This is a genomic window from Streptomyces sp. NPDC001904, assembly GCF_040297005.1.
GTDB lineage: Bacteria > Actinomycetota > Actinomycetes > Streptomycetales > Streptomycetaceae > Streptomyces.
On the sequence record NZ_JBEOYI010000003.1, the window covers coordinates 20,561 to 42,709 of the forward strand.

A 22,149-nucleotide genomic window follows, 5' to 3' on the forward strand; every position below is an offset into this window, starting at 1 on the left:
GAGTGCGCTCACCGAGACGAGACAGCACCCGGATCTGTGACATCCCTGCGCTCGGCGGCCGGTCCTCCCGGGGCTACGGGGCCGTGTTCACCCCGGCCGAGGCATCCCGGACATCGGCGCACGGGTGTCCCCGCAGGGTCCGGAGGACGTCGCGCCACGGCTCCGGCCATCCTTCGCGTCCGCCCTGGGCCGCCGTGACCGCCCAGGCGAACAGCCCCTCGGCGAGCGCGCCGCCCGACGCCAGTTCGCGCGCCACCGGCAGCAGGACCCGGCTGGGCACCCGCTCGCCGCGCAGTCCACGGCCCAGCCGCTCCCGCAGGCGGTCGGCCGTGTGCCGGGCGAGGGCGGGGCGTCCGTCGTGCAGCCGCGCCAGGTCCCGCAGGTCGTCACCCGGTGCCGAGAGGTCCACCGCGGCGAGGCGGACCTGTGCGGCCGCGGCCACGAACGCGTCGACGGCGGCGAGGACACCGGCCAGTTCGCGGGCGAGCGGCCGCAGCGCCGGGTCCAGCGTCGCGGCGCCGGCGAGCACCCCGGCGACGTTCTCCACGCGGCGGTGCGCGGGCCGGTCCTGCTCCTCCCCCGCGTCGGGCGCGGGCCCGGCGGACATCAGGGTGCGCACGGCGCCGGTCAGCGCGTCCGCCCCGGCCCGGGTCCCGCCCGCGGCCGTGACGAGGGCGGCGCCGGCCGCGCTCCACACTCCGGGGGCCCGCCGTTCCAGATCGGTCAGCAGCCGTGCCAGCGTGTCGAGGGCCTGGGGCGCCCACGGCACCCAGGAGGCGAGGGCGGACAGGGCGGCGCCGCCGAGTTCGGCGTCGTCGCCGGCCGTGTCGGCGACCTCGGCGACGAGGGCGGCGTACCGCGCGCGCCGGTCGGGGGCGACGTCGTACAGGGCCAGCCGGAGTGCCGCACGGCGCAGCACGGCGGCCCTGCCCGCCGAGGCCGCGTCGGCCAGGATCTTCCAGGTGGTGTCCTCGCCGAGCAACCGGTCCGCGGCGAAGGCGACACACGCGGCGCGTACGTCACGGTGGGCGGCCGGGTCCGCGTAGGCGCGTACCAGGCGGGGCGCGGCCTGCGCGGCGGGGAGCCGGACGGCCGTGAGCCGCGCGGCTTCCTTGCGGCTGGTGACCTTCTTCCCCTCGCCGGTCAGCATCTCGTCGAGGAGCGGGGCGAGTACGGACGGGCGGGCGTGCCGGGAGGCCCGGGAGAGGGCGTACGCGGCGACGCGGGCCCGGTCGTCGCCCATGTGCGAGAGCAGCAGGGGCAGGTCGTCGGCGGTGCGGCCGAGTGCGGCGAGCGCCGCTTCGGCGAGGGGGACGTCCGACGCGCCGGCCCACCGGCGGACGTACTCCCGGCCGCCGTCGGGCACCTCGGCGGCGCTGCGGATCGCCTCGGCGCGCCGCTCCGTGTCGAGCTCCGGGTCCTCGGCGACGGTCTTCAACTGCGCCAGGTAGGAGCGCTGTTGGCGCGGCAGCCAGCCGCGCACCGCGGGGCCGTAGTGCTCGGCGGGGAAGACCCACGGCCCCTTGCCCGCCAGGAACCGGCCGTACGGGGCGGGCCCGTCGAGGAAACGGTCGAGGAGATCGGTGCGCCGGTACGCCACCACCGGTGCCACGGAGGGCAGTTCGATGGCGGAGGGCACCAGGTCGAGGACCTCGGCGACGCGCTCGTCACGGGTCCCGGGCGGGGCGAGCCACAGGTCGACGGCGTCCCATGAGGCGCCGTGGTCTCCGTGCTCGACGGCGGCGCGCAGCTTGCTCTGCAGCTCCGGCACTCCGGCCGCGCGGCGCCCCAGGGAGCGGGCCAGCGCGAGGAGCAGGCCGAAGTCGCCTTTCCGCTCGTCGGCGAGGATACGGTGCCGCAGCGCCGCGTAGAGCTGGTGCTCCTGGCCGCGGCGCAGGGTCTCGTCGAGGTTGCCGAGGGCTGTCGCGGACACGTGGTGATGGACGGCGGCCAGCGTCGCGAGCGCCCACTGGGCGTGCTCCTGCTCCGGGTTCGCCGCGTGTTCCCGCAGGACGCCGACGGCCAGCGTGACGATCGCGTGCCGGGTGGCGTACGAGGCGTCGCGGGCTTCCAGGGAGTCTTTGACGAGCCGTGCGAGGTCCGGCAGCGCGGCCGTCTCCCACAGCGCGGGGGGAACGTCGTCGGCGAGGGCGCGCAGCGCGGCCGAGCGCACCGGGTCCTGCTCGTTGCCGAGCCGTCGGGCCAGCTCGGCCGCCACGAGGGTGAGCCGGGCGGGATCGGCCGCGCGGGCCGCGTTGCTCACGTACAGCGGCCAGGCGGTGGCGCGGTGGTCGGCGACGGGCCTGCGGGTCGCTGCGTCGAGGGCGTCCCGGACCTCCTCGGGCGGCAGGAAGGACTCGGCGAGCAGGACGACGTCCCAGGGTTCGCCGCGCTCGCGGGCCGCTCGTGCCGCGCGGCGGGCCACGTCGGCGACGTAGAAGCGGGGCAGCGCGTCGAGCACGTCCGCGTGGACGCCGTGGTGCGCGGGGCCGCGTCCGGCGAGGGCCGTCTCGTAGGTGGCGGGCCGGTCGGCGGGGGCCTGGGCCCGCAGGAGCGCGGCGAGGTCGTGCGGGCGTTCGGCGGCGGCACGGGCGTAGGCGGCGAGGTCGGGCCCGTCGACGCGCGCGACGGCGCGCAGCACCGCCGGGGTCAGGGTGCCCCGGCCGCTGAGCCGTCCCTGCCAGGGGCCGGTCATCATGCGCAGCATGCGCGCCGGGTCGGCGGCGGCGAAGGCGGGGAGGGCCGGGCGCAGCGACCAGGGGAAGTGACGGGGCGGATGCGCGTCCAGCAGGTCGAGGACGCGCAGCGGCTGGGCCGGGGCGACGGCGGCGAGGGCCCGGCCGTAGTGGTGCCACCAGCCGTCGCGGGCGGTGTCCGGCAGCTCGGCCAGCTCGCGCGCGGCGGTGTCGAGCAGGGCGCCGGGGTGCCGCGCGGCGAGCCTCCGCCAGCCCCGTACGGCGGGGAAGACGGCCGGCAGGACACGGGCCACGACCTCCGGTGAGCAGCCGGGCAGCAGCCGGGCGGCCTCCGCGTCGCCCCACTGCGCGCGGACGGTGTCGACGAGGCGGTCGGCGAGCGCGGTGCGCCGCAGGCCGACGATCGCGCGCAGGAGCGGGCGGCGGGCGGCTTCGGGGGCGTCGTCCAGGGCGGCCTCGAAGGCGGTGTCGGGCACGCCTCCCCCTCGGGCGGCGCGCAGGGCGTGGCCGCGGACGAACGGGTCGGGGTCGGCGAGGTGCGCGGCCTGCCACGCGGTGTCACCGGCGGCGCAGGCGAGGATCGCGCCGATGCCGCGTCCGTGGGCGCCCAGGGCCGACAGTTCGGTGACGACCGGGCCGAGTTCACCGTGCGCCGCGAGGTCGCGGGCGCGGCGGGCGGCCTCCTCCGTGCGGCGGGGGTACGGCAGTGGGGCGAGGTCGTCGAGGAGCTGAGCGGCGGTGCTTCGGCGCGGGGTGGACATGCCGGGAGTCTGCCTGGTCCGCGGCGCCCGGCCCATCGAATTTCCCCGGATGCCGACGTCGACGGCGATGACGGTGCGTGACATCGGACCAGCTGGCCGTGCATTCACATTGATGGCGATCCTGTGCAGCTATACCGGCCCGACCACGCAGAACTCGGACGAGACCGCCCAACTCGCCGTCCACGCACGATCGATGGCGTGATAACACGGAGTGATCACATCGAAGGAGGCTTCGCCCGCATGGGTATCTTCAACCGTCGCCACCCGGTCGCGACCATCGACCCGGCCCCGGCCGTCGTCAGCCCTCGTACGCCGTTCCCGGGCGAGAGCGTCGGCGATGTCGCGCTCGATCCGGCGCTCCGGGCGCTGTCCGGGCAGTGGACCATCGACCGCCCGCACAGCCGGATCGGCTTCTCCGTGCGCCACGCGATGGTCACCACGGTGCGGGGCGCCTTCGCCGACTACGACTCCAGGCTGTACTTCGACGGGGCGGTGCCGTCCCGCTCGCGCGCCGAGCTGGTGATCCGCGTCGGCAGCGTCGACACCGGCGTGGAGCAGCGCGACGCGCACATCGTGGGGCGGGACTTCTTCGACGCGGCGCGCCACCCCGAGATGGTGTTCCGCAGCACGTCCACGGTGCACGAGGGCGGTGAGACGTTCCGCATGGCCGGGGACCTGACGATCCGCGGCGTGACCCGTCCCGTGGATCTCCAACTCGACTACCTGGGCTCGGTGCTCGACCCCTTCGGCTTCGAACGGTCCGGCTTCGACGGCACCACGACCATCGACCGCACCGAGTGGGGCCTCGTCTACAACAAGCGGCTGGAGGCGGGCGGCACCATGGTCAGCGAGAAGGTGCGCCTGCAGTTCGACATCTCGGCGATCCGGGCCACGCCGGAGAGCTAGGGCCCGTGCGTCAGACGCGCCGCAGCTGGTGCCGCTCCTTCTCGGAGAGGCCGCCCCAGACGCCGAAGCGCTCGTCGTTGGCCAGCGCGTAGTCCAGACAGGCCGGGCGGATCTCGCAGAGCCTGCAGATCTGCTTGGCCTCCCTGACGGAGCTGCCCGGTTCGGGGAAGAAGAAGTCGCCACCGGTCTGGGCGCACAGGGCCTGGTCCTGCCAGGTGGGATCGGCGGGCGGGAAGGTCGTGGTCGCGTGCATGGGAAGAGACTGCCGCCCGGCGAAAAACGTTCGATCAACGCGCGATCAACGCCGGGCGGCCCGCCTCGTCACTGCTGATCCGGGTCACCCCTCAGTACGGCGAATCCGGCGCCGTACGGATCGGCCAGCTTGGCGATCCGGCCGACCCCGGGTACATCGACCGGCGCGGAGCGGACGATGCCGCCCAGCCGCCGGGTCGTGTCGGCCGTCGCGTCCACGTCCGGGACGTGGATGTACGGCGTCCAGTGACCGCCCGCCCCGGCCTCCGCCGGGTCGGAGTCCAGCGGGACGATACCGCCGAACATGGCGTTCTCGTCCGTGCCCGCCGGGTTGACCGTCGTGTACGTGCCGCCCGGGAACTCCACGTCGAACGTGCTCCAGCCGAGGACCGTGCCGTAGAACGCCTTGGCGGCGGCCGGGTCGGGGACGTACAGCTCCACCCAGTTCAGCCCGCCGTCCTCCGTCACGTGCTCCAGGCCCTTGTGGACACCGGGCTGCCAGAGGCCGAAGGCCGCGCCGCCGGGGTCGGCGATCATCGCCATGCGTCCCAGGTCGCCGACGTCCATCGGCCGGAGGAGGACGGTGCCGCCGGCCTGCTCCGCCGCCTTGACCGTGGCGTCGGCGTCACCGGTCCGGAAATAGACGCTCCAGGCCGGGCCGCCCTGCTCGGGGGTGACGGTCATGCCGCCGGACACCGCCTTGTCGCGGAGCCGGAAGGTGCCGTACCCGCCGTACTCGGGACCCGCCGACGCGAACTGCCAGCCGAAGAGTCCGCCGTAGAACGAGACCGCTCCGTCCAGGTCCGGTGTGCCGAGATCCAGCCAGACGGGTCCGCCGTCCACGAAGTCTGTGGTGATCATGGTCGTGCCCTCCTCGTCGAGGGAATTTCCGTTTTCCGCTCCGGACTGCCGAGTCTTCCACCGCGCACTGACAATCGCCGTCCCACCGTGCCTGACCAGGCAAGGTACGGACCAATCGTTTGTATACCGTCTGCCTTCAACATGTGAACGGAATCATTTCTTGGGAGCGCTCCCTGCCATAAGTCTTGACGCTTCCGGTCACCCTCGCCACAGTGGGGCTCCCCCACACCCCCCCACATGTCGGGAGTACCGATCGTGATATCGCGCAGACTGTTCCTCGCCGGCGCCGCAGCGACCGTCGGAACGGCGGCCGCGTCACTGGCCGTGCCGTCCTGGACCGCGGGCGCCGCCCCCGCCACCTGTGAACTGGCGCTGGAGAACAAGTCGTTGAGCGGCTCCGTCAACGCGTACGTCACCGGACACGAGCAGTCGACGGGCAATTGGGTGCTGCTCAAGGCCGACGGCAGTGTCTACCGCCCCGCGTCACCGGGCGCCCCGCAGACCCCGCTGCCCGTCGACTGCGCCATCCCGCTGGGCTCGGCCGGTTCCGCGGCGAAGGTGGTGACACTCCCTCAGATGTACGGCGCGCGGGTCTACTTCGTCCGGAACGACACGCTCGACTTCTTCCTCAACCCGGGACCGTCGCTGGTCGAGCCCGCCTTCGCCACCGAGGCCGACCCGAACTACGGCAAGACCTGGTCGTTCTGTGAATTCACCTTCAACTCGGACCAGTTGTACGCGAACATCAGCTACGTCGACCTGGTGACCGCGCTGCCCATCGGGCTGACCCTGGAGGGCGACGCCACCCACACCGTCGCCCCGCTGCCGGACGGCGCCGTCGACAAGATCGCCGCGGATCTGGCCGCGCAGGCCGCGAAGGACGGGCAGCCCTGGGACAAGCTCGTGATCAAGGGCGGCGACGGGAAGGTGCTGCGCGCGATCTCTCCGCAGAACCTGATGGCGCCGTTCTTCGGGCAGCCCGACCAGATGCCGTTCCGCGACTACTTCGACGCCTACGCCGACCAGGTGTGGTCCAAGTACACCGGCACCGACCTGAGCATCGACCTCCAGGGCGGGCGCGGGGTGTTCACCGGCCGGGTCAGCGGCGACACGCTCACCTTCAACGGCGGCCACACCTTCACCAAGCCGTCCGCGAAGGACATCTTCACCTGCAACTACGGCCCGTTCGCCAACAACCCGGCGGACTCCGACGACAAGAAGGGCCTGCTGGCCAGGCTCGCCGCCGGATTCAACCGCAGCATCATGCTCACGCACCCCACGCAGCCGAACGGCACGGGGTCCGCGGACTACTACCAGGACGCGACGACGAACCACTGGTCGCGGATCGTCCACGCCAACTCCCCGATCGGCTACGCGTTCCCGTACGACGACGTGCGGCCGGACGGGGAGCCCGACGTGTCGGGTGCGGCGAACGACGGAAATCCGCGCCGGTTCACGGTGAGTGTCGGCTCGTAACTCCCGTCGTTCCGGCCGGAGTCGGTCACGCGCGGGCGTCCTCGCGGATCAGTTCCACCGCCTTCTCCGCGAGGGCGACCGTGGGTGCGTGCGTGTGGCCGCGGGTGATGTGCGGCATGACGGAGGCGTCGACGACGCGCAGCGCCTCGGTGCCGCGCACCCGCAGCCGCGGATCGGTGACCGCGTCGTCGTCCGTACCCATGCGGCAGGTGCCGACCGGGTGGTAGAGGGTCTCGGCGCCGGCCCGGATCGCCCGGGCGAGGGCTTCGTCGTCGACGACGCCGGGGTAGCCGCCCATGGGCGAGGTGTGCAGCGGGCTCAGCGCGGGATCGGCGAGCAGTTCCTCGGCGCGGCGGACACCCGCGACGAGGGCGCGCAGGTCCTCCTCGGCGGCGAGGTAGCCCGGGTCGATGGCGGGCCCGCCGCCCGTGCCGGTCGGGGTGATGCGGCCCTCGCTGTGCGGCTGGAGCAGGATCACGCCGATGGTGATGCCGTGCTCGGTGGGCGGGGTGAGCCCGTGGTTGACGAACGGCACCGGCGCGTACACCAGCTCGATGTCGGGCGCGGCAAGTTCGGGGCGCGAGGGGACGAAGGCCATGGCTTCGCCGACGTTCGAGGTGAGCGGGCCGCGACCGCCGAGCAGGAAGCGCGCGAGGTTCGCCGGGGTGTCGGCTCCGGTGAGGGAGACCGGGCGCGGGCAGCGGACGGTGACCGCGAAGGCGAGGTGGTCCTGGAGGTGGCGGCCGACCCCGGGTGCGGCGACGAAGGTGTCGATGCCCGCCGCGGCCAGCGTCTCGGGGTCGCCGATCCCCGCCTGCTGGAGCAGATGCGGCGAGCCGATGGCGCCGGCGCTGAGGATGACCTCGCGGGTGGCGCGCAGGGTGCCCGCGGAGAGGCCCTCGGCCACGACCCCGGCGGCGCGGGTGCCGTCGAAGTCGAGCCGGGTGACGCGGGCACCGGTGTAGACGTCGAGGTTGGGGCGGCGGGCGGCGGGCTTGAGGTAGCCGTCGGCGGCGCTCCAGCGGCGCCCCCGGCGCTGATTGACCGGGGCCATGGCGAATCCCGCGTGATCGGGTTCGTTCAACTCGGCCAGTTCGCGCAGCCCTTGGGCCCGGCAGGCGTTCAGGAAGGCGACCGTGGTGGGGTTCGGGGAGCGCTGCGGCGAGATGTGCAGCGGGCCGTCGGTTCCGTACACGGACTGCGCGGGGCGCTCACCGCCCCAGCGTTCGGCGCGCCGGAAGTACGGTTCGATCGCCTCGTACGCCCACTCCTCCCCCGCCGCCTCGCCCCAGGCGTCGTAGTCGGCGCGGTGGCCGCGCACCCACATCATGGCGTTGATGGAGGAGGAGCCGCCGAGGGTGTGGCCGCGCGGCCAGTACAGCTCGCGGCCGTCCAGGGCGGCCTGCTTGGTGGTGGCGAAGTCCCAGTCGTACGGCGTCTTGAACAGCTTCGGGAACGCGGCCGGTATCCGGATCTCCGTCTTGCGGTCGCGGGGCCCCGATTCGACGAGGGCGACCCTGACGGAGGGATCCTCGCTGAGCCGGCCGGCGAGCACACACCCGGCCGACCCGGCCCCGACGATGACGTAGTCGTACGTACGGTCCTTGCTCAACTCGGCTCCCTCGATACGGTGTTGCCCGCCACGGACGCATCTCGCACACAGGTGTTACCGATGGTTTACACCTAGGCGGGGGCGACCGTACACAGGGCCGGGCGGGTCCTCGACGCGGGCCCGCGCGGTGGGGTCCGTCCGTTCGGGGCGGAGGCTTCGGGTTCACCCGTCCGGCGTACGAGAGAAGCGCGTGCCCGGACGGCACTCCCCCGGCCACCGCCGTCCGCACAACGGCTCACGGGTCCGCGCGGCGTCCGACGGGTTCGTTAGGAACACCGCCAGAAGTGGCATACCTGGCAGGATCTGTCCGCTGTCGCTTGGGATGTGGTGTTGATGCGCGCGTCGAGGTTTCTGCTGGGTACGGCAACGCTGGTGCTGCTGGGGTCGGCCGCTTCGGCCACCGCGGCCACCGCGGTGAAGCCGCCCCCGGCCGCGTCGTTCGTCTCGACGCGGACCGCGGTGGTCGTCACGGAGCTGGGCGCGCAGGAGATCACGGTGGGGGCGACGTCGACGCTCACCGTGACGGGCCGTCTGGTGGAAGGGGAGACGCTCACGTATCCGCTGGCCCGGCTGGCGCTGGCCGTCGAGGTCACGGGCGGGCCGAAGGACGCGGCACGCCGGTGCAACACGGTCACGAGCGACGAGGGCCGCTTCTCCTGCACGTTCCACACCGGCGCACACCAGATGAGCAGTGCCGCCGTGCGCTTCGCCGGCAACGCCCTGTTCGCGCCCGCCGAGGCGACCACCAGCATCGCCGACCACCCGTCGGCCTCCCCGTCACCCGTCGCATCGGCGACACCTTCGGCCGTGACCCCGGCGGCACCCAGCGCGGCCCCCACTACGCCGGCCACGCCCACCGTCCCCGCCACGCCCACCGCCACCTCGCCGACACCGGTCCCGGCGGCGCCGACCTCTCCCGCGCCGACCTCTCCGGCGGCCGCACCGGCACCGACCCAGTCGCAGACGCCGGCCCCGGGCACCACGCCCGCCGCCCTGCCCGCCACGAGTCCTTCCGGCGCGTCCATGCCGTGATCCGGCCCGGTCAGCGGGCAGGGTCGGGGCATGCACACTTCTTCCCGCGCCCTGCGCCGTCATCGGCTGCTCCTGCTGCCGGCCGTGCTCGCCCTGCCCTGCGTGATCGCCGCACCATCGGTCGCCGCCGCGCACACCCGTCCCGCCCCGGCCGTCACGGCCCCCGCATCGTTCGAGACGTCGGACGCGCAGGGCCCCTGGTTCCACGGGACGACCCTGGATTTCGGCGAGGGGCGGATGGCGTACACCGACACGGCCTCCGGCTTCGACGCGACCGGAGCGTACTTCCGGCGGCAGGCGCTGCTCCTCGGCGGGGACGGCGGTCCGCACTACGAGGAGACCGCCTCGCACTCCTGACGTTCCGCGCCCCGCACGGCACGTGCACCGCCCGGCGGACGACATGACCGTGCCCCGCAGCCCGGAAGACGGCTGCGGGGCACGAGCGTCGGCCGACGGGCTCAGGTCCCGTCCGCCGGAATGGACCGCGTCAGGAGTGCGAGCCCGTGGTGTTGCCGGTGGCACCCGTGGGGCCGGCCTGCTTCGTCGTGGTCTTGAAGTAGGCCTTGCCGTCAGGGGTGAAGCCGCTGACGGTGCTCGAGGTCATGCCGCCGCTCGAGTTCGCAGAGTTCTGCGACTTGTTGTAGGCGGGGCCGTCGTCCGCGGAAGCCATACCCGCGGCGCCGATGACCAGGGGGGTGACGAGAGCACCGACAGCGACGTACTTGGCAATGCTGCGCATCTGTTGCGGTCCTTTCAGGGTTTGCCGGCCTGGATCTCCGCGATGCCATGCACCGGGATGGCGAAGACGGCCACGTTCCGCCGCAACACACACTGCACGTACCCATCACCGTGCGCATCCTGAACGCTCACTCACGGTGATGACCGCACTCCACGGCCTCGTTCGGGCCGGCGAATCGCGGAGCCCACGGACTACCGGCAGGCTGATCGGGCACCCGGCCCACCTCCGGGCCGGGTGTTCCGCGCACGCTCGAACGTGCACCCCTGCCCCTCAGGAGACGCCGTGTTCGTCCGTATCCCGCTCGTCGTGATCGCTGCCGCCGCCCTCGCCACCGGTCCCGTGGTGACGGCCCACGCCGACGACGACATCCCGACCGTCACGCAGTACTGCCGAATCACCAGCCTGACGGCCGACGGCGGGCCCCAGGAGACCATCACCTCCGTGCCCCGCCCGCTGAGCGCCGACGAGTGCCGGGCCCAGGGCGGCACCGTCACCGACACCGCGCCCCTCGCCGTCTGGGACACCGCCCTCGACACCGGTAGCGACCCGGCGGACGTCACCGTCCTCCCGTCGACCGGGTTCACGATGACGCCGTGACGCGACGACGGTGACGGTGACGGCCTGGCCGGCGCTCCCGCCTTCCGACGCACAACTGCGCCTCGAACCGGGGCCGTTGATCCGCGGAGTGGTGCCGTCCGCGCCGCTCGCGTCCCTGCGGACGCGCCCGCGGGGTCAGCCTCGGGCGAACCCGGCCAGGGAGCGGCGCATCGTCAGCCAATAGCACGCGCAGGACACCACCATGCCGACCGGCAGCGCGAGGTCCACGCCGTCGAGCGCGGCGGCGATGGGCCCGGTGTACAGGGTGTTCACACAGAGCGCGGCCGCCCCCGCACCCGCGAGCAGGGAGAACGCGCCCGCCCAGTTGACGCCGCCGCGGTACCAGAACGGACCGCCGGGGCGCTCGTCGCACAGCGCCGGGCCGTCGTAGCGGTTGCGGCGCAGGACGATGTCGGTGGCGTAGACGGCGACGGACGGGCCGAGCAGCACGACGGTCAGCTGCAGGACGTCGTTGACCGTGTCGAGGAAATTGGAGATGAGCAGGCCGTACAGGGTGAGCGCGATGGCGACCGTGCCGTCGAACAGCACGCTGACCTGGCGGCGGATGGTGAGGCCCACCGCCTGGAGGGCGAGGCCCGCGCTGTAAGCGGTGAGGGCGTTGACGGCGATGGTGCCGAGGACGAGGGCGAGCAGGAACAGCGGGACGAACCAGCCGGGCAGGATCGACTCCAGGGCCGACTGCGGGTCGGCCATGTCGACGGCGGTCGCGGCGAGGACGCCGATGAGGCAGGTGAAAAGGCCGGAGACGAAGTTGCCGAGGGCGGTCCAGCCGATGATCGCGCGCTTGGGCGTCGTGCGCGGCAGGTAACGGGAGAAGTCGGCGCTGGTGGTGTACGAGAGCGGGGCCGAGGCGACCATCGTGACCCCGGCGAGGACCGCGGCCCACAACCCCGCCCCGGTGAGCGGGTGTTGGGGAACGTACCCGAAGTCCGCGTGCCGAGCGACGACGACGGCGACCACGGCGAAGACCGCCGCGAGGGCGAGCGTGATCGGAAGGTACAGCTTCACGATCGTGGCGTGTCCGTAGACGCTGATGATCAGCGTGAGCGCGGCGATGACGACGATCACGACGACCTTGACCGGGGTGTTCACCGTGACGCCGCACCGCGCCACGAGGGAGAAGGCCGCCACGGCCGCGGCGGACAGGTTGAGCGCGAAGTAGCAGACGGAGATCAGCCAGCCGGTGATCGCGTTGTTCACCCGGTTGCCGATGACGCCGAAGAGCGCGCGGGTGACCACTTCGCTGGGCGCTCCCGCGGCCGGGCCGGGTATCGCGAGCAGGCCGGTGAGGACGGAGAACAGGCTGCCCACGACGAGGACGGCGATCGCCTGCCACAGGGCCAGCCCCATCAGGATCAGCGAGCCGCCGACGACCAGGCTCAGGTAGTTCACGCCGGTCGCGGCCCACACCGCGAACAGTTCGCTCGCCCTGCCGCGCCGGTCCGCGTCCGGGATCACGTCGATGCCGTGGGCCTCGATCCGTCCGGCCCGGCCGTCGTCCGGCGGAGCGGTGGCGTCCGGGTCGGTACGTGGGGACGGGTCGGGAAGTGTGGACGCCATCGAGCCCTCCGAGGGTGCTGAGCGGTACTGGACCGACCCGCCTGCTTGCTTATTGGTCGCACACTCAATAACGTGCCGGGCATGTCGTCAAGCGTTGAGCGCAAGCGAATTCGAAAGTCACCGACGGCCAGACGTGCGGAAATCGTTGCTTCGGCGGCCACGATTGCGCTTTCCGAAGGTCTGGAGGGCATCACCCTGCGCCGCATCGGCGAGGAGCTCGACGTCAGGCCGGGGCTGGTGAGCCACTACTTCCCCTCGGCGGAGGACCTGGTCGCGGAGGCGTTCGGCACGGCGGCGACGGCGGAACTGGACGCGCTCATCCCGGCGGAACGCCCCGACGGCACCCCGACCGGGCATCTGGCCCGGTTCCTGGCACGTACGACGGGCGATGCGGCGTGGGACGACATCAGCGCCCTGTGGATCAACGCCCGGCACCTCAGCCGCTACCGCCCGGCCCTGCGCGAGCAGGTCGCCGAGCAGGAGGCCGCCTGGCGCGCCCGCCTCTCCGGCCTGATCGCGGACGGAGTCACCCGCGGCGAGTTCCACACCCCCGACCCGGTGGTCGTCGCCCTCCAGATCCTGGTCGTCCTGGACGGCCTGAGCGCGGACGGCGCCCTGACCCCGGACGAGGTCCCCCCGGCGGTGGCGAGAATGGCGTTCACCCTGGCAGAACGCGAACTGTCCCTGCCGCCAGGAACTTTGGGCGCCCCGTAAGGGGCGCGCGGGGAGCTGCGCGAGCAACCACGGACAACCGGCACCCGCCGACGCACACCACCCACCACCGCGACGCGCGAAGGGGCGCGGGGAACTGCGCGCCCAGCCCCACACGACCCACCCCCGCCCACGCACAACAGCCCACCGGAACAGCGGGCGAAGGGGCGCGGGAAACTGCGCGCCCCACCCCGGACAACCAGCGGAGCACACCGCACAGGAGCCCCATGCACCCCCGACTCGCCCTGCTCAACGCCCGCCTCCTGGACCCGGCATCCGGCGGAGCCCTCCCCTACTCGGCCCTGTCCGTCACTCCCGACGGCCGCATCGGCGCCCTCGGCGACGACCAGGAGATCCGTGCCCTCGCGGGTCCGGCCACCACCACGCTCGACCTCAAGGGCGCGACCGTCACCCCGGGCCTGGTCGACGGCCACATCCACCCCGCCCACGGCGCCGAACTCACCCACGGCCTCGACCTCTCCGCCTGCACCGACCTGAGCGGGGTGCGGGAGGCACTGGCCCGGCACCGGAAGACCCTGGCGCCCGGAGCGTGGCTGCACGCCTGGGGCCTGGACCCGAACGTCTTCGGCGACCGGCCGGTCGAGGCCGCCGCGCTGTCCCCCGTGCTCGACGACGTCCCCGCGCTGCTGCTGCTGTTCGACGCCCACTCGATGCTGGCGAGCCCGCGCGCGCTGGAGCTCGCGGGGGTGGACGGCCCGCGCACCTTCGACCAGGCAGCCGAGGTGGTCTGCGACGAGCACGGCCGGCCGACCGGTCTGCTCCTGGAGGACGCGGCCTGCGAACTCGTGGAGCGGGCCGCACCGCAGCCGACCCGCGCCGAGCGGCGCGACCGGCTCGCGGCAACGCTGCGCGCGATGGCCGCGGCGGGCCTGACCGGCGGGCACGCGATGGACGCGAACGGCGACAGCCTCGACCTGTACCGGGAGCTCGACGAGGCGGGCGAGCTCCCGGTGCGGCTGCGGGTCGCGCCCTGGTGCCAGCCGGGCGCCGACGCCGACGCGCTGCGTGCGCTGATCGATCTCCAGGGCGACCGGGGCGAGTTGTGGCAGGTCGCCGGGGTGAAGCTGTTCATGGACGGCACCATCGACAACGGCACGGCCTGGCTGGAGCGGCCCGACTGTCACGGCGAGTCGACGCACGCGTTCTGGCCGGATCCGGCCGCGTACACGCATGTCGTCGGCGAGCTGCACCGCGCCGGTGTGCCGACGGCCACGCACGCCATCGGTGACGCGGCGGTCCGGCACGTGCTCGACTCCGTGGCGAAGGCGCGGGCCGAGGCGCCGGGGGCCGTACGCCACCGGGTCGAGCACATCGAGACCGTGCCCGACGACACCGTGCGCCGCTTCGCCGAGCTGGACGTCGTGGCCTCCATGCAGCCCACCCACTGCTGCGACTTCACCCGCGCCGACCACACCGACAACTGGTCGCGGCGGCTCGGCGAGGAGCGGGCCGGGCGGGCGTGGCGCTGCCGGGACCTCCTGGACGCCGGGGCGCGGGTCGTCCTCGGCTCGGACTGGCCCATCGCCCCGTACCCGCCGCTCGGCGTCCTGGCGGGCGCCCGGCACCGGCGCCCGAGCCGCGACCTGACCCTGCCGCCGCACGGCCCGGACCAGGCGCTGAACGGCCTGGAGGCGCTGCGCGCGATGACCGTGAACCCGGCGTACGCCTCCGGCGAGGAGGGGGTCGCCGGGTGGCTCGGGGTCGGGGCGCGGGCGGACCTTTCGGTGTTCGGCGGGGATCCCGTCTCCGTCGACGCCACCGAACTGGCCGATGTTCCGGTGCGGTTGACCGTGGTCGGCGGCCGTGTGACCCATCGGGCCGCCGATCTCTAGGGACACCCCCTACATGTGATGCGGGTCGTCGTACTCCGGTATCGACCCGTCCGCCTTCTTCACCAGGAACAGCCCCGCCATCCCCATGTCCGAGTGGCTCTGGACATGGCAGTGGTACATCCACGCCCCGGCGCCCACCCCCTCCCCCGCGACGATCTGGAACCCGAACGAGTCGGCCGGGCCGCAGATCTTGTTGTCGAGGATCTGGGTGGGGTCGTCGGGGCCGGTGAGCATGCCGGTGCGGTTGTCCGCCCAGCGGTGACCGTGCATGTGGAACGTGTGGTAGTACTCGCCGTGCGTGATCATCACGATCTCGACCCGGTCGCCCACCGTGGCCTCGAAGGTGGGGGCCTCGTGGGCGGCCTTGTTGTTGATCGTCATGTCGTTGAAGACGATCGTGAAGGTCTTCCCCGGGTCGGGCAGGATGTCGCCCTTGCGGCGCACGATCACCGGGCCGTACAGCCCCTTCTTGATGCCGCCGGTGCCGTGGTCGGTGCCGACGACGTGGTCGTGGTAGTGCCAGTAGCCCGCGGTGCCCGGGCGCCAGGTGCCGTCCTTGCGGCGGCCCGGCGCGTGGGTGCGCCAGGTGTAGGTGCGGGTGCCGCCGGGCTCGACGTGGCTGCGGTTCATCCGCGTACCGTCGCTGGAGATCTCGTAGTCCATGCCGTGGACGTGCAGACTCGCGTCGACGTCCGTGAGGTTCTCGAACTCGATGTGCAGGGTGTCGCCCTCGTTCAGCTCGATCAGCGGGCCCGGAACCGACGCCTTGCCCTTCTCGAAGCCGTAGCCCAGCTGACCGTCCGCGAGCTTCTCCGCGTACATCTTGATCCGTCTGACCTCACCGCCCGCCGGCGCGGTGCGCGGCGGGGTGTCGGCACCGGCCGCGGGGGGCGCCGAGGCCCCGATCGACAACGATGTCACCCCGGCCGTCGCGGCCACCGCGCCGCCGATGAGCATGCGGCGGCTGAGCGCGCGGCGGTCGCTCTCGCTCGCCCGGTTCGCCTCTTCGTGTTCCGTCACGGCCAACTCCCCAGCCTCGTACCGGCATTCACGTCACACAGAGCATCGCGCCGATCACCGTAGCCAGGTGATCTTCGTTTATCCACACTCAGGACAAAGTTCGTGCCATTGCGGTCATACCTATTGGCGCGCCACGAAAAGAGGTCTAGCTTTCACGGCGCTGTTGCTGTGCCCGACGAGGGGTGAGTGAACACATGCGGCGCATACCGCCTCAAACACCATTGCCCGTACGAGAGTTCAGAGCGAGCAGGCGCAGACGCGCCCGGATCGTGGCCGGAGGTGTCGCGGCCGGTGCGCTCGCCGCGGGCCTGCTGGCCATGCCGACCGCGAGTGCGCAACCGGACCCGGCTGGGCCCGTGACAACGATGTCCGTCAAGTCGCCGCCCGGCGGTGCCACGGTCCGGGTCCTGGTGTTCTACGGGTCCGCGGCGGGCGGCGACGAGTCGCCCGTGGTGAACGCCGGCATCGAGGCGATCGAGAAGATCGGCCAGTCCGGCCCGGCCGGGCAGCGCTTCACCGTCACCGCGACCGACGACGCGTCCGTCTTCACGAACGGCACCAAAATGGGCCGCTTCAACTCCGTGGTGTTCCTGACCGGCGGCGGGGACGTCCTCGACCCGGACCAGGAGGCGGGCCTCGAGGCCTACATGGAGGCCGGCGGCGGTTTCGTCGGCGTCCATGACGCAGCGCGCGCCGAGCCGTACTCCGACTGGTTCACGGGGCTCGTGGGCGCGCGCCCCGCGGCCTCGTCGCCGACCGATGTGCAGCGGGCCACCGTCGAGGTGGGCGACCGGCAGCACCCGGCGACGAAGGACCTGCCGGCGCAGTGGAAGCGTCCCGACCAGTGGCTGAACTGGGTGAAGAACCCGTCCGGCGACGTGCACACGGTGGCCCGGGTGCGCGAGTCGACGTACAAGCCCGGGGGCAGCGCCAACGGCGGTGACCATCCGGTGAGTTGGTGCCGTGACTACGACGGCGGCCGGTCCTTCTACACCGGCATGGGCGGGACGGCCTCCAGTTACGACGAGACCGACTTCCGCGACCATCTGCGCGGCGCGCTGCTGTGGACGACGCGGCTCGTGCGCGCCGACTGCAAGGCGACGATCAACGGCAACTACAAGGCGGAGCGGCTGACCCAGGCCAACCAGCCGGGGCAGAACGACCAGATCGGTGAGCCGCACGGCCTGGTGACCGCGCCCGACGGGCGGGTGCTCTACATCGGGCGCGGCGGCGCGGACTCCTCGCAGCCGGTCGTCACGGACTGGAACGACCCCGATGTCGGCAAGGGCAAGGGGCAGATCCACGTCTACGACCCGAAGACCAAGAAGGTCACTCTCGCCGGGGAGTTGACCGTCTTCGGCAACAAGGGCGGCGGCGACGAGCTGGTCAAGGTCGAGGAGGGGCTGCTCGGGATCGAGCTGGACCCGAAGTTCGAGCAGAACGGGTGGGTGTACCTGCACTACACCCCGCACTCGCAGCTCGACCGGGACAAGCAGATCGCCGAGCGGCGGGTCTCCCGGTTCACGCTCGACCTCGCCACGGACAAGCTGGACCTAAGCAGCGAGAAGGTGCTGCTCAAGTGGCCGGTCCAGGTGCACAGTTGCTGCCACGCCGGTGGCGGGATGGCCTGGGACTCCAAGGGGAACCTGTACATCGCGACCGGTGACAACAACTCCTCGCAGTTCAGCGACGGTTACTCGGGCAACAATCCGGAGCCGAACTACAAGGGCGTCTCGTTCGCCGACGCGCGCCGCACCGCGGGCAACACCCACAACCTCAACGGCAAGATCCTGCGCATCCACCCGGAGGCCGACGGCACGTACAGCCTGCCGGAGGGGAACCTCTTCACCGGCAAGGAGACGGCCGAGGGCGGCGGCAAGACGCGCGGCGAGATCTACGTGATGGGCGTCCGCAACCCGGCGCGCATCTCGATCGACAAGAAGACCGACACGCTCTACGCGGGCTGGGTCGGGCCGGACGCCGGTGAGCCGTCGACGACCTGGGGGCCGGCGAAGTACGACACGTTCGCCGTCATCACCAAGGCGTCCAACCGCGGCTGGCCGTACTGCATGGGCAACAAGCAGCCCTACCGCGACCGCAATCTGCCGGACCCGAGCAAGCCGCTGGGCTGGTACGACTGCGACCACCCGAAGAACGAGTCGCCGAACAACGACGGTCTCGTCAATCTGCCGCCGGTCACCGGGAACAACATCTGGTACTCGCCGCAGGGCGGCGCCCCGGACTACCCGCGGGACGCCAAGGGCGTTCCGTCCTACAAGAAGGAAGAGGCCACCTACCTGCTGCCGTGGCTGAAGGGCGGCGGCCAGGCGGCCATGGACGGGCCGGTGTACCGGTACGACGCGTCGGTGACCAGCGCGGGCCAGTGGCCCGGCTACTGGGACGGCAAGTGGTTCGTCGGTGACTTCTACGACTCCGACCAGCCGCGCAACGCCGTCGTGATGGATCCCGCCACCCAGGGCGACGGCGGGCTTCCCGTGCACTCCGAGTCGCTGAAGAAGATCGTCCCGGTCGGGAACGACGGCATCAAGAACCTCATGGACTGGAAGTTCGGTCCCGACGGTGCGCTGTACGTCCTCGACTACGGGCGCGGCTTCTTCACCTCCGACTCCAAGTCGGCGCTGTGGAAGGTCACGTACACCGGTGGCGGACCGACTCCGGCGGCCGATCAGCTGGCCAGGAAGGGCTGACCCATGCGCACACGAGAACGGCCCAGACATGTGATCGCGCTGCTCGCGGCGCTCCTGCTGCTCCTCGGGCTCGGCGGCACCCAGGCCGCGTACAGCCAGCCGGAGCCGTCGGGTGCGGCGGCCGAGCAGGTGCTGACGTGGACGGCGGGCGACGACATCACGAAGTACGCGTCGGTGCCGGAGACCGCGGTCGCGGGCAAGGCGACGATCGTCTTCGAGAACAGCGCGGCGACCGGCAACACCACGGGGATGCCGCACACGTTGACGTTCGACGTGTCGGATCCCGAGTACAACAACGACGTGCCGGTCAACATCATGGCCAACCCCAACGACGACCAGGGCGGCAAGCACTCGGTGGAGGTCACCCTCTCCCCCGGCACGTACCGCTACCACTGCACGATCCCCGGCCACACCAGCATGACGGGCGTGCTGACGGTGACGGACGGGGGCGGCGGCGGTGACGACACCACCGCGCCGGAGACCTCGGCGAAGGCCGAGGGACAGACCAACGCCGACGGCGCGTTCGTCGGTTCGGCCTCGGTGACCGTGTCGGCGACCGACGCGGGGTCGGGTGTCGACCGGATCGAGTACGCCCTCGACGACGGCGCCTACACGCCGTACACGGCGGCCGTCGTCGTCGACCGGGTCGGGGCGCACACACTGAAGTACCGGGCGACCGACAAGGCGGGCAACACCGCCGCCGAGAAGTCCCTGGAATTCACGGTGGTGGCGCCGCCCACGGACGACACCACGGCGCCGGAGACCTCGGCGACGGTGACCGGCGAGAAGGACGCCGACGGCGCCTACCTGGGGATGGCGACGGTCACCGTGACCGCGTCCGACACCGGTTCCGGCGTCAACACCATCGAGTACGCGGTCGGCGCGGACGGCGCATGGCAGCCGTACACCGCGCCGGTCATGGTGCACGAGGCGGGCGCGTACACGGTGCGCTACCGGGCGACCGACAAGGCGGGCAACCGGGCCGCCGAGAAGTCCGTCGACTTCACGGTCGTCACGCCGCCCGCGCAGGACACCACCCCGCCGAGCGTGGGCCTCGCGGTCGCGGGCGACAAGAACTCCGACGGCGCCTACGTCAACAAGGTGAAGCTGACGCTGACGGCGACGGACGACGACTCCGGGGTGGACAAGATCGAGTACTCGCTCGACGGCGGGCCCTATCTCGCGTACACCGCACCGGTCGTGGTGGACCGGGTGGGCGCGCACTCGGTCGCGTACCGGGCGAGCGACAAGGCGGGCAACACGGCCGCGGCGCAGACCTTCGTGTTCGCCGTCGCGTCCGGCGGCGGAGTACCCGCTCCCGACTGCCCCGAGTACGACGAGCGGTCGACGGTGTTCGTCGGCACGGCCGACACGGGCATCCCGAACCGGGTCACCAACAACCGTTGCCGGATCGGCGAGTTGATCGAGGACGAGAAGGAGTGGACGTCGCACGCCCTCTTCGTGAAGCACGTGAAGACGGTGACCGACAAGCTTCTCAAGGAAGGCGTCGTCGACCAGCGCGAGTACAACAAGATCAACAAGGCGGCGAAGGCGTCCCCGATCGGAAAGCCCGGCCAGACCGAGGGCTACACCAAGATCCTGGACGGCACGCAGGAGCAGTTCGCCAAGTGGGAGCAGGTCGGCGGCGGGAAGTTCGCGCTGAACGCCGACGGTTCGATCACCAGCCGTACGGACGTCGACGGCATGGGCATGCTCTGGTTCCCGCAGCGCAAGTACGGGAACTTCTCGCTGAAGCTCCAGTGGCGTGACGACGCGCCGGGCACGGGCAACGCCAACGGCGGTGTGTTCGTGCGCTTCCCGTGGGTGCACGACAACCCCGAGGAGCCGAGCCCGGAGTGGGTCGCCATCAAGTACGGGCACGAGATCCAGGTGCTCGACAAGCCCGACGGCGACATGTACAAGACCGGTTCGGTCTACGGCTTCGACCGGGTCGGCCTCGCGGGCGCGGGCGTCACCCAGAAGGGCACGTGGAACGACTACGAGGTGAAGGTGGTGGACCAGCACTTCTCGATCTACCGCAACGGCGTGCTGATCAACGAGTTCGACAACACCGGTGGCCAGGTCTTCGAACCCCCGCGGGGCGACGACCCGGGCACGGACGGCCGGCGGTACTCCTCCGGCTACGTCGGGCTCCAGGTGCACAGCACCTCGGACGTCATCTCGTACCGGGACATCCGTGTGAAGGAACTCCCGTAGCGCGGTGGTGAAGCGGGTCGAGCCGGGTCAGTCCTCGTGTCTGGCCCGGCTCGGCTGTACGCGCTTGGGCTCGCCCGGCATCTTCGGGTACTCGGGCGGGTACGGCAGGTCGCCGAGACCGCGGTCCTTCTCGTCGCGGTCGGCGAGTTCGAGGAGGGCGTCGAGGGAGTACCGCTCGGCGTCCATCTCCGCGTGCACGTCGCCGACGTCGGCGTAGCGCTTGGGCATGGAGACGATGTCGAAGTCGCGGGGCAGCGCGTCGCCCAGCTCGTCCCAGGTCAGCGGGGCGGAGACCGGGGCGTTCGGCCGGGCGCGGACCGAGTAGGCGGAGGCGATGGTGCGGTCCCGCGCCGTCTGGTTGAAGTCGACGAAGATGCGCTCCCCGCGTTCCTCCTTCCACCAGGCCGTGGTGACGGACTGCGGCATCCTGCGCTCCAGTTCGCGGCCGCAGGCGATCGCGGCGCGCCGCACCTCGGTGAAGGTCCAGCGCGGCTCGATGGGCACGAAGACGTGCAGTCCGCGCCCGCCGGAGGTCTTGGGCCAGCCGCGCAGACCGCCGAACTCGTGCAGCACGGCGCGCAGTTCACGGGCGGCGTGCACGGCGTCGGCGTAGTCGGTGCCGGGCTGCGGGTCGAGGTCGATGCGGAGTTCGTCGGGGTGGTCGGGATCGTCCCGGCGCACGGGCCACGGATGGAAGGTGAGGGTGCCGTACTGGGCGGCCCACACCACGGCGGCGATCTCCGTGGGGCACATCTCGTCGGCGGTGCGCCCGGAGGGAAAGGTGATGGTGGCCGTCGGGATCCAGTCCGGCAGGTTCTTCGCGGCGCGCTTCTGGTAGAAGGACTCGCCGGTGACACCGTCGGGGTAGCGCTCCAGGGTGGTCGGGCGGTCGCGCAGGGCGCGCACGATGCCGTCGCCGACCGCGAGGAAGTACCGCGCGAGGTCGAGCTTCGTGTACCCCTTGCCAGACCCGCCGCCGTCGGGGAAGAACACCTTGTCGGGGCTGGACAGACGCACCGTCCGCCCGCCCGCTTCCAGCTCCACTGCCGCGCCCTTGCTGCCCATGGCCCCACGCTAGGCCGACGGGACGAAGCGCGCATACCGGGCGATGAGCCGCCATGCGGGAC

Annotated in this window: 17 protein-coding genes; 9 read left to right on the forward strand and 8 right to left on the reverse strand. The window is 72.1% G+C overall.

Going from position 1 to position 22,149, the window contains the following annotated elements:
- Window positions 1-73: 73 nt before the first annotated feature.
- A complete protein-coding gene (locus ABT127_RS05040; RefSeq protein ID WP_351444690.1) occupies window positions 74-3,457 on the reverse strand; it encodes a hypothetical protein in 3,384 nt (1,127 codons plus the stop codon).
- Between the two features lie 240 nt (window positions 3,458-3,697).
- Here ABT127_RS05040 and ABT127_RS05045 point away from each other — a divergent pair, with 240 nt between their 5' ends.
- Window positions 3,698-4,363: a YceI family protein gene (locus ABT127_RS05045; RefSeq protein ID WP_351444692.1), complete on the forward strand. Its 666-nt coding sequence runs from the start codon at window positions 3,698-3,700 to the stop codon at window positions 4,361-4,363.
- 10 nt (window positions 4,364-4,373) lie between these two features.
- On the opposite strand, the gene ABT127_RS05050 is transcribed toward ABT127_RS05045, so the two are convergent.
- Both ABT127_RS05050 and ABT127_RS05055 read right to left on the reverse strand, forming a co-directional pair.
- Window positions 4,374-4,616 carry a WhiB family transcriptional regulator gene (locus ABT127_RS05050; RefSeq protein WP_351444694.1) on the reverse strand — a complete coding sequence of 81 codons (243 nt, stop codon included), beginning with the start codon at window positions 4,614-4,616 and terminating at the stop codon, window positions 4,374-4,376.
- Between the two features lie 68 nt (window positions 4,617-4,684).
- Window positions 4,685-5,476 (reverse strand): VOC family protein, encoded by a 792-nt coding sequence (locus tag ABT127_RS05055; protein WP_351444696.1) that lies wholly within the window; start codon window positions 5,474-5,476, stop codon window positions 4,685-4,687.
- 255 nt (window positions 5,477-5,731) lie between these two features.
- Here ABT127_RS05055 and ABT127_RS05060 point away from each other — a divergent pair, with 255 nt between their 5' ends.
- Window positions 5,732-6,952 (forward strand): glycoside hydrolase family 64 protein, encoded by a 1,221-nt coding sequence (locus ABT127_RS05060; protein ID WP_351444698.1) that lies wholly within the window; start codon window positions 5,732-5,734, stop codon window positions 6,950-6,952.
- Window positions 6,953-6,977: 25 nt separating this feature from the next.
- On the opposite strand, the gene ABT127_RS05065 is transcribed toward ABT127_RS05060, so the two are convergent.
- Window positions 6,978-8,564: a GMC family oxidoreductase gene (locus ABT127_RS05065; RefSeq protein WP_351444700.1), complete on the reverse strand. Its 1,587-nt coding sequence runs from the start codon at window positions 8,562-8,564 to the stop codon at window positions 6,978-6,980.
- Between the two features lie 333 nt (window positions 8,565-8,897).
- Between ABT127_RS05065 and ABT127_RS05070 the strand changes: the two genes are divergently transcribed.
- Window positions 8,898-9,596: a hypothetical protein gene (locus tag ABT127_RS05070; RefSeq protein WP_351444702.1), complete on the forward strand. Its 699-nt coding sequence runs from the start codon at window positions 8,898-8,900 to the stop codon at window positions 9,594-9,596.
- A gap of 30 nt (window positions 9,597-9,626) precedes the next feature.
- Window positions 9,627-9,953 (forward strand): hypothetical protein, encoded by a 327-nt coding sequence (locus ABT127_RS05075; RefSeq protein WP_351444704.1) that lies wholly within the window; start codon window positions 9,627-9,629, stop codon window positions 9,951-9,953.
- A 130-nt stretch (window positions 9,954-10,083) separates the two neighbouring features.
- Here ABT127_RS05075 and ABT127_RS05080 read toward each other — a convergent pair whose 3' ends face one another.
- The gene (locus ABT127_RS05080; protein ID WP_351444706.1) at window positions 10,084-10,335 is read right to left on the reverse strand and encodes a hypothetical protein; all 252 of its coding nucleotides are present in this window, start codon (window positions 10,333-10,335) and stop codon (window positions 10,084-10,086) included.
- A 282-nt stretch (window positions 10,336-10,617) separates the two neighbouring features.
- Between ABT127_RS05080 and ABT127_RS05085 the strand changes: the two genes are divergently transcribed.
- Window positions 10,618-10,932: a hypothetical protein gene (locus tag ABT127_RS05085; RefSeq protein WP_351444707.1), complete on the forward strand. Its 315-nt coding sequence runs from the start codon at window positions 10,618-10,620 to the stop codon at window positions 10,930-10,932.
- Window positions 10,933-11,067: 135 nt separating this feature from the next.
- Here ABT127_RS05085 and ABT127_RS05090 read toward each other — a convergent pair whose 3' ends face one another.
- Window positions 11,068-12,513: a purine-cytosine permease family protein gene (locus tag ABT127_RS05090; protein ID WP_351444709.1), complete on the reverse strand. Its 1,446-nt coding sequence runs from the start codon at window positions 12,511-12,513 to the stop codon at window positions 11,068-11,070.
- 81 nt (window positions 12,514-12,594) lie between these two features.
- On the opposite strand from ABT127_RS05090, the gene ABT127_RS05095 reads away from it, so the two are divergent.
- Both ABT127_RS05095 and ABT127_RS05100 read left to right on the forward strand, forming a co-directional pair.
- A complete protein-coding gene (locus ABT127_RS05095; RefSeq protein WP_351444711.1) occupies window positions 12,595-13,227 on the forward strand; it encodes a TetR/AcrR family transcriptional regulator in 633 nt (210 codons plus the stop codon).
- A 224-nt stretch (window positions 13,228-13,451) separates the two neighbouring features.
- On the forward strand, window positions 13,452-15,077 hold the full coding sequence (locus tag ABT127_RS05100) for an amidohydrolase (RefSeq protein WP_351444713.1): 1,626 nt from the start codon (window positions 13,452-13,454) through the stop codon (window positions 15,075-15,077).
- Between the two features lie 9 nt (window positions 15,078-15,086).
- On the opposite strand, the gene ABT127_RS05105 is transcribed toward ABT127_RS05100, so the two are convergent.
- Window positions 15,087-16,034 carry a multicopper oxidase domain-containing protein gene (locus tag ABT127_RS05105; protein WP_351445403.1) on the reverse strand — a complete coding sequence of 316 codons (948 nt, stop codon included), beginning with the start codon at window positions 16,032-16,034 and terminating at the stop codon, window positions 15,087-15,089.
- A gap of 380 nt (window positions 16,035-16,414) precedes the next feature.
- On the opposite strand from ABT127_RS05105, the gene ABT127_RS05110 reads away from it, so the two are divergent.
- Window positions 16,415-18,805, forward strand: a complete 2,391-nt coding sequence (locus ABT127_RS05110; RefSeq protein WP_351445405.1) for a ThuA domain-containing protein — start codon at window positions 16,415-16,417, stop codon at window positions 18,803-18,805.
- A 3-nt stretch (window positions 18,806-18,808) separates the two neighbouring features.
- A complete protein-coding gene (locus ABT127_RS05115; RefSeq protein WP_351444715.1) occupies window positions 18,809-21,022 on the forward strand; it encodes an OmpL47-type beta-barrel domain-containing protein in 2,214 nt (737 codons plus the stop codon).
- Between the two features lie 27 nt (window positions 21,023-21,049).
- On the opposite strand, the gene ligD is transcribed toward ABT127_RS05115, so the two are convergent.
- On the reverse strand, window positions 21,050-22,087 hold the full coding sequence (gene ligD, locus ABT127_RS05120) for a non-homologous end-joining DNA ligase (protein WP_351444717.1): 1,038 nt from the start codon (window positions 22,085-22,087) through the stop codon (window positions 21,050-21,052).
- Window positions 22,088-22,149 lie beyond the last annotated feature (62 nt).

Excerpts from the sequence above, each read along its gene's own strand:
- ABT127_RS05040 (WP_351444690.1), bottom strand. The coding sequence starts at position 3,457 with ATGTCCACCCCGCGCCGAAGCACCGCCGCTCAGCTCCTCGACGACCTC.
- ABT127_RS05045 (WP_351444692.1), top strand. The coding sequence starts at position 3,698 with ATGGGTATCTTCAACCGTCGCCACCCGGTCGCGACCATCGACCCGGCC.
- ABT127_RS05050 (WP_351444694.1), bottom strand. The coding sequence starts at position 4,616 with ATGCACGCGACCACGACCTTCCCGCCCGCCGATCCCACCTGGCAGGAC.
- ABT127_RS05055 (WP_351444696.1), bottom strand. The coding sequence starts at position 5,476 with ATGATCACCACAGACTTCGTGGACGGCGGACCCGTCTGGCTGGATCTC.
- ABT127_RS05070 (WP_351444702.1), top strand. The coding sequence starts at position 8,898 with ATGCGCGCGTCGAGGTTTCTGCTGGGTACGGCAACGCTGGTGCTGCTG.
- ABT127_RS05075 (WP_351444704.1), top strand. The coding sequence starts at position 9,627 with ATGCACACTTCTTCCCGCGCCCTGCGCCGTCATCGGCTGCTCCTGCTG.
- ABT127_RS05080 (WP_351444706.1), bottom strand. The coding sequence starts at position 10,335 with ATGCGCAGCATTGCCAAGTACGTCGCTGTCGGTGCTCTCGTCACCCCC.
- ABT127_RS05090 (WP_351444709.1), bottom strand. The coding sequence starts at position 12,513 with ATGGCGTCCACACTTCCCGACCCGTCCCCACGTACCGACCCGGACGCC.
- ABT127_RS05095 (WP_351444711.1), top strand. The coding sequence starts at position 12,595 with ATGTCGTCAAGCGTTGAGCGCAAGCGAATTCGAAAGTCACCGACGGCC.
- ABT127_RS05100 (WP_351444713.1), top strand. The coding sequence starts at position 13,452 with ATGCACCCCCGACTCGCCCTGCTCAACGCCCGCCTCCTGGACCCGGCA.
- ABT127_RS05105 (WP_351445403.1), bottom strand. The coding sequence starts at position 16,034 with ATGCTCATCGGCGGCGCGGTGGCCGCGACGGCCGGGGTGACATCGTTG.
- ABT127_RS05110 (WP_351445405.1), top strand. The coding sequence starts at position 16,415 with ATGCCGACCGCGAGTGCGCAACCGGACCCGGCTGGGCCCGTGACAACG.
- ABT127_RS05115 (WP_351444715.1), top strand. The coding sequence starts at position 18,809 with ATGCGCACACGAGAACGGCCCAGACATGTGATCGCGCTGCTCGCGGCG.
- ligD (WP_351444717.1), bottom strand. The coding sequence starts at position 22,087 with ATGGGCAGCAAGGGCGCGGCAGTGGAGCTGGAAGCGGGCGGGCGGACG.